Source organism: Neptunomonas sp. (assembly GCF_016744175.1).
Lineage (GTDB): Bacteria > Pseudomonadota > Gammaproteobacteria > Pseudomonadales > Balneatricaceae > Neptunomonas.
The window spans coordinates 22,075-28,561 of sequence record NZ_JADGEV010000049.1; the positions used below are offsets into that span (position 1 = coordinate 22,075).

The following is a 6,487-nucleotide window of genomic DNA, read 5'->3' on the forward strand; positions in this document are numbered from 1 at the left end:
ATGGTATTAGGTGTGAATAAAGTAATGAAATTTCAACAGATGCGGCCCCCTCGTTAATATGCTTGTTCTTGAGCTACTACTTCTTATTTTTGTCCTTGTGGTTGGCTTATCCATTGTTTGGAGTACGCTGCAAACGGGTATTTCCCCCATGATGAGCTCGGGTAAGGCTTGTCGAGCTATGCTTGCTGCCGGTAACAACCCTGTAGATGGTCCTTTAGTTGATCTTGGTTGTGGTTGGGGAACGCTTGTCATTGCTCTAGCCCGCGAGCACCCCCGCCATCAAGTGATAGGCTACGAACTATCATGGTTTCCATGGCTGGTTTCACTCATTCGTAAATACAGCCTACGCTTGGATAACCTTACAATTTATCGTAAAGATTTTACGAAAGCAGACTTCAGTAAGGCTTCTATTTTATTCTGTTATCTTTTTCCTGAAGGCATGGTTGCTCTGCATGAGAAACTGCAGCGCGAACTATTTCAGGACATTCTCATTGTGAGTAACACATTCGCTTTACCTTCGTGCCAACCGATAACAGTTACTAGGCTTAACGATGTCTATCACACGCCGGTTTACGTTTATGAGTGGCGGTCAACGTGTTCTTGGTAATGAAGAGTTATCTATAAAATTTTATGTTGGACGCGCTATTGCGCGTCTCTTTTTATTGGCTAAGTTTTAGCGGGGTGCTTTGCTTTTACGTACATAATTCAAAATTGAAACGGGGACTACTTTTCTAACTGGAAAACCCTCAATTTCTTTTCGGGTAATTATATGGTCTAAACGGCTTTCAATGGCACAGAGGTTTTTAAAATCACCCATTGAAACAAATGAGATGGCTTCACCTGTGGCACCTGCACGACCAGTTCGACCAATGCGATGGATATATTCTTCTGGCTTAAAGGGGAGGTCGTAATTAACAACGCGAGAGAGCTCACCAATATCGATACCGCGTGCTGCAACCCCTGTAGCAACTAAATATTTGAGTTTGCCTGATTTAAAGTCGGCCAAGATCTTTTCGCGCATGGCTTGGCTTTTATCACCATGAATAGCTTCCGCTTCAATACCGCGTTTTGCAAGTTGCGCGACCAGTTTGGCGGCACCGTGTTTTTTCTCGATAAAAATGAGTGCCTGATCCCACTTTTGATCATTTATTAAATGGCTCAGCAATGCTGACTTGGTATCTTTATCTACCGTGATTAACCACTGGTTTATATCGGGTGCTGTTGTGGCCTTCGGTGACGTCGATATTTCAATAGCGGGGTTGCTCATTTTGCTATCAGAAAAATCATAGGCAAGGGCACGAACTTCGTCGGTCATTGTGGCCGAAAACAAAAGGTTCTGGCGGGCATCGGGTAAGCGTTCAATGATCTTATGGATGTCATCGACAAAGCCCATATCTACCATTCTGTCGGCTTCATCTAACACCAGTACTTCAAGCTCATCAAAGTGCAGTGCTCGCTGATGTGCTAGGTCAAGCAACCTACCCGGCGTGGCGACTAAAATATCAATGCCTTCGATTAAACGCTGCTTTTGAGCTTCAGAATCAACACCGCCATATATAGCCAGAGAGCTAAGATTGAGGTGCTTGCTGTACTGTGCAACATTAGCAGCAACCTGAACGGCTAATTCACGCGTAGGGGTAAGAATAAGCGCCCGAATGCGTTTGCCACGCAATTTACGCTCTTTGTTAAATGATTCTAAAATCGGTAGAACAAACGCGGCGGTTTTCCCTGTACCAGTTTGAGCTGTGGCAATGAGATCTTTACCAGAAAGAATGATGGGAATAGCTTGTTTCTGGATAGGTGTCGGGGTTGTATAACCCGAGTCTTCAATAGCTTTGACAATAGAATTACACAATCCAAGGTTTATAAATGGCATAGAGGCTCAGGTAGGTCATCATAGGGAAGTAGGGCGCAGTATAGCAGTAAGGGTACGGGTTGCGGTACGTTGATTCCTGCTGCAGGGAGGTCGTGCGGTGTGTTGTTTTTAGCGTTTTACAAATTTCTTACAAAGTTGATAACTTTATCTGACTTTTTCCTGTCTTGTTGTACGTAGAGTAAATACAGCGGTGGCGTTGATCCACTATACTCACAATTAAGGAACTTCATCATGAACACTCAATCAGATAACCCTATGCTAAGACGATTTTTACGGACATTCGGATTTGCTTTACTGAGCTTGTTACCCGCATTGGCTCAGGCTAATCAGGTGAATTTGAGTATTAATCTGGCTACCCCAGTGATGGAGGCCGAGCAAAGTCACAGGGCTTTTATAAAAGTGTCTTTGGAAGGTTTTAAGCAACAGGATAAACAAGCAAGAATCCCTGCCAATGTAGCCATTGTATTGGATAAATCCGGTTCAATGGGTGGCGATAAAATCAAGTATGCCCGCGAAGCGGCCATTATGGCGATTAAACGTCTTGATGAGCGAGATATTGTTTCTGTGGTCAGCTACGATTCTAAAGTACAGGTGGTGGTACCTGCGACTCAAGTACGTAATCATCAAGCCATTTATAATGCGATTCGTAACATACGTGCCAATGGTAATACCGCACTGTTTGCCGGTGTTAGCAAAGGGGCTAACGAGTTACGTAAGTTTCTAAGCCGTAATAAAGTAAACCGGGTTATCTTGATGTCCGATGGTTTAGCCAATGTAGGCCCCCAGTCTGCTTCTGAATTGGGCGAGCTGGGTGCTTCACTGGCGAAAGAAGGCATTAGTGTCACCACCATAGGGTTGGGGCTTGGTTATAACGAAGACTTGATGACCCGTTTAGCAGGCTTTAGTGATGGTAATCATGCATTTGTTGAGAATGCGGAAGACCTTGCTTCTGTTTTTCAATATGAATTTGGTGACGTGCTTTCAGTAGTGGCTCAGGGCGTTAATATTGAAATTCGATGCCGAAACGGCGTGAAGCCCATTCGGTTGTTGGGGCGTGAGAGTGAAATCATTGGTAACCGTGTAACCACCCGATTAAACCAGCTATATAGCGAGCAGGAGAAATTCGTTATTCTTGAGGTTGAAGTTCCAAAGCAGCAAGCTGAAACAGAACTTGAGCTGGTGGCGGTCAATGTCAGCTACAATAATTTATTTACTCAAAACCAAGAAAGCTTAACAGGCCAAAGTGTTGCTCGGTTTAGCCGTTCGCAACAGGAAGTTAAAGCGGCCCGAAACGATAAGGCGCTGGAAGCAGCGGTTGAGCAGATTGCTAATGAATTTAGCCGTGATGCAATTGAAGCCAGAGATAGTGGTGACTTAGAAGGTGCGAAAAAGATTCTGCAGGATAGTGCCTCATATCTGGGCTCTCAGGCACAATCGCTGAGCTCTCCTCGTTTACAAGAGCAAAAAGAAGAAGCACTGAAAGATGCGGATGCACTGGAAACAGAACAAGATTGGAACAAGCAACGTAAAGAGTTAAAAGCACGACAGTATAAACGAGCTACTCAACAAACGTATTAATACATATAAGTAGGCTATCGGAATATACCTGTGAAAAGACGAACACCGCTAATTCTAGCTGTCATTATTACTCTGCCACTTTTGTTGCTGGCTTGGTTTGGAGTTCGTTTTCAACAGGACCAGCAACAGGTTGCCGCTCATCAACTCAGTAACCTGGTAACCAGTCAGTTGCAAAGTATTGACCAGCAATTTCAGGAGCATTTCTTTCTATTGCAACAGCGGTTTATCCTCCAAGCACGAGCTTTACAGAGAGAAACAGAAGGGCAATATAACGTTGAAAGCGTAAGGCGTGTCATTGGACAGTCGGCTGTCGTAAAGCAAATCTTTGTATTATCCAAAGCAGGGGATAGACGGTTTCCCCCTCAACACCAGCCATTGAATCAGCAAGAACAAGACTTTGTGGAGTTAACGCGCAATCTGTTGAAGGCCCCCGAGCGCTTTACTATGCCTGTTTTGGATCCAATCCCTTTGCAGAGTGTTACTAGCCCGCGTTATTCGGGATCGGGCGGTGATGAGCTACAAAGCGCTCAGTTGAGTGATTCGGTATCTAAAAAATCTCGATACAGTGCAGATGTTTCATCTCCGGCGATATCGCAACCCGCAGAAGAGCGTACATCAGAAAGCCCGCATGGGTGGATTGCTTGGTACGCTGAAACGGGTTTGCAACAGATCTTCTGGTTACAAGACAGCGACGGTAATACGGTAGGTTTTGCTCTGAACTCATCAAGGCTTTTATCGGATTTGATTAACGTGTTGCCTTCTAGTGCTGTTGGTTCTGATATAGCCGCAGCTGAGGAAGTAGATAGTGAAATTCGCTTGATAAATGACCAAGGAGAGCTTTCCTATAGCTGGGGGCGAGAGGGGAATGACCCAGCGATTAAACCGCTGCAAACATCGCCTTTGAGCCACCCTTTAGCGAGTTGGCACCTTAATTATTATGCAGCTGAACTACCTGCGGTGATAACGGGTTGGCTGGGTTTGGTCGCATTGTTACTCTTTTTGGCCACAGGCTTATCAGCGCTTGCTTACCTTTTATATCGAGAGCATAGCCGAGAACTGAGGGTGGCAGAACAACGAGTCAACTTTGTTAATCAGGTTTCTCATGAGCTAAAAACACCGCTAACCAATGTGCGCTTATATACAGAAATGCTAGAGCAAGAGTTGGCAGATGACGATGTGATTGCACAACGTTATCTGGGAGTTATTGGCAGTGAAGCCGGACGGTTGTCACGGCTGATTGAGAATGTATTGAGCTTTTCGCGGTTGAAGCGTGAAGGTGCGAGTATTAGATATCAACAAAGTGTTGTTGATATCTGTATAGCGCAAGTGGTTGAGTTGTTTACACCGATACTAAGTACGCGAAACTTAAGGATACGTTTTACGGGACAGGCGAGCCATTTATGCCATTTTGATAGTGAAGCATTAGAACAAATACTAAATAACCTGCTGAGTAACTGTGAAAAATATGCATCTGATGGGCAGTTTGTGAATATCAGTAGCTGGCAATCAGAGGTGTCAGGTACTCTAAATAGTTATATTCGGGTCAGTGATTTTGGCCCCGGAGTGCCCGCAAGTGATTCTGCAAAGTTGTTCGAGCCATTTTACCGTGGCAGTGAAAAGCTCACAGAGGGAGTCAGTGGTACTGGCATCGGGCTGGGGCTGGCACGTGACTTGGCTAGGGCTCATCAGGGGGACCTCATAGTGGAACAGGTACCCCAAACCGAGGTTAAATCGGGAGCTAGTTTTTTACTGAGTTTGGTTACGCCCGTTACTTTACCTACAAGGGTGGCCACCAAATTTGATGATTAAACGAGAAGTATTATGAAATTGCTTATTGCAGAAGATGATTTGCATATCCGTCAGGGGCTGGCAACGCTACTTGAGTCTGAAGGCTATGAGTGTATAGCAGCGGCTGATGGAGATCAGGCGTGGCAATTGTACTTGCAGCATGAACCTGATTTGGTGTTGTTAGATATCATGATGCCTAAACAAGACGGTTATGCGGTTTGCCGGCGTATTCGACAGCATAATGAACAATTGCCGGTGATCTTTATTACCGCAAAATCAGAAGAGATAGATCAGGTATTAGGGCTTGAACTAGGCGCTGATGATTACATTAAAAAGCCTTTTGGTAGTCGCGAAGTTATCGCCAGGATTCGAGCCGTAGCACGAAGAGCGTTGCGGCCCGTTGCTGGCACAACTGAAAATGACAGTTTTGTTATGGATGACCTTCAAATCAGGCCATCAGAATTACGTGCACTGCGCGATAATCAAGTGATTGAATTAAGCCTGAGAGATTTGAAAATACTGCGACTTTTATTTGAGCAGCGCGGCAAGGTCGTGGATCGCGATGCGTTGTTCAATCATTGTTGGGGACGGGACTATTTTGCTAACAGTAGGACGCTAGATCAGCATATCTCGAAGCTACGTAAGATTATCGAGCTCAATGCCAAAGAGCCCCGAATTATTAGTACTGTGCATGGAATAGGTTATCGATTTGATAACTAGTGTTGAGAAAGATAAACCTAGTTATGAAAATTAGACCTACCCTTTTGCTCACTGTTATCGTTAGTAAGAGAGTAAATCACTAAGTTATTGATCTTTATGACTAACGATATATGATCCTAGTAAAGGGATTGAATGTATTGAGCAACGGATGGGCTCTTTTTTACAATACTTACGCCTACCTAAGCTCTTCTATCCCTTTGAATCATCTTAAATTAATACTTACGTGATCGTTACATGGGGCCGAAATAGGGTGCTAAAGTGATAGTCAACCATAGGTTCCTGAATAAGCGGTTAAGCGTGTAAGGATATTCGTGTGGAATTCAAGGTAGGAAGCTTTTCTTTGGGGCGCTGTGATAAAAGAGCAGCTGAATGGATGCATAAGCATGGGCAGATTCTTCTTAGTTACTCTTTAGCAACCGTTTTTATTTGGCTTGGTGTGTTAAAGCCTCTTGGGCTTAGCCCTGTAAATGACTTAGTTACTAATACAGTCTTTTGGCTTACTCCTGAAACTTTCATTCCATTTTT

The 6,487-nt window shown here is 44.3% G+C and carries 6 protein-coding genes; 5 read left to right on the plus strand and 1 reads right to left on the minus strand.

Features of this window, described 5'->3' with window-relative positions:
- Positions 1 to 58 precede the first annotated feature (58 nt).
- Complete coding sequence (locus QZZ55_RS16985; protein WP_293268618.1) at positions 59 to 607, plus strand: class I SAM-dependent methyltransferase; 549 nt, start codon at positions 59 to 61, stop codon at positions 605 to 607.
- Between the two features lie 66 nt (positions 608 to 673).
- Here QZZ55_RS16985 and QZZ55_RS16990 read toward each other — a convergent pair whose 3' ends face one another.
- Positions 674 to 1,876, minus strand: coding sequence for a DEAD/DEAH box helicase (locus QZZ55_RS16990; protein ID WP_293268619.1), 1,203 nt, complete (start codon positions 1,874 to 1,876; stop codon positions 674 to 676).
- Positions 1,877 to 2,107: 231 nt separating this feature from the next.
- On the opposite strand from QZZ55_RS16990, the gene QZZ55_RS16995 reads away from it, so the two are divergent.
- The 4 genes from QZZ55_RS16995 to QZZ55_RS17010 all read left to right on the plus strand — a co-directional run.
- Complete coding sequence (locus QZZ55_RS16995; RefSeq protein ID WP_293268620.1) at positions 2,108 to 3,454, plus strand: VWA domain-containing protein; 1,347 nt, start codon at positions 2,108 to 2,110, stop codon at positions 3,452 to 3,454.
- A gap of 30 nt (positions 3,455 to 3,484) precedes the next feature.
- Entirely contained in the window at positions 3,485 to 5,263 is a 1,779-nt protein-coding gene (locus QZZ55_RS17000; RefSeq protein WP_293268621.1) for a HAMP domain-containing sensor histidine kinase, read from the plus strand.
- A gap of 12 nt (positions 5,264 to 5,275) precedes the next feature.
- Complete coding sequence (locus QZZ55_RS17005) at positions 5,276 to 5,962, plus strand: response regulator transcription factor (RefSeq protein WP_293268622.1); 687 nt, start codon at positions 5,276 to 5,278, stop codon at positions 5,960 to 5,962.
- Between the two features lie 313 nt (positions 5,963 to 6,275).
- The coding region (locus tag QZZ55_RS17010; protein WP_293268623.1) for a hypothetical protein at positions 6,276 to 6,487 on the plus strand (212 nt) is incomplete at its 3' end.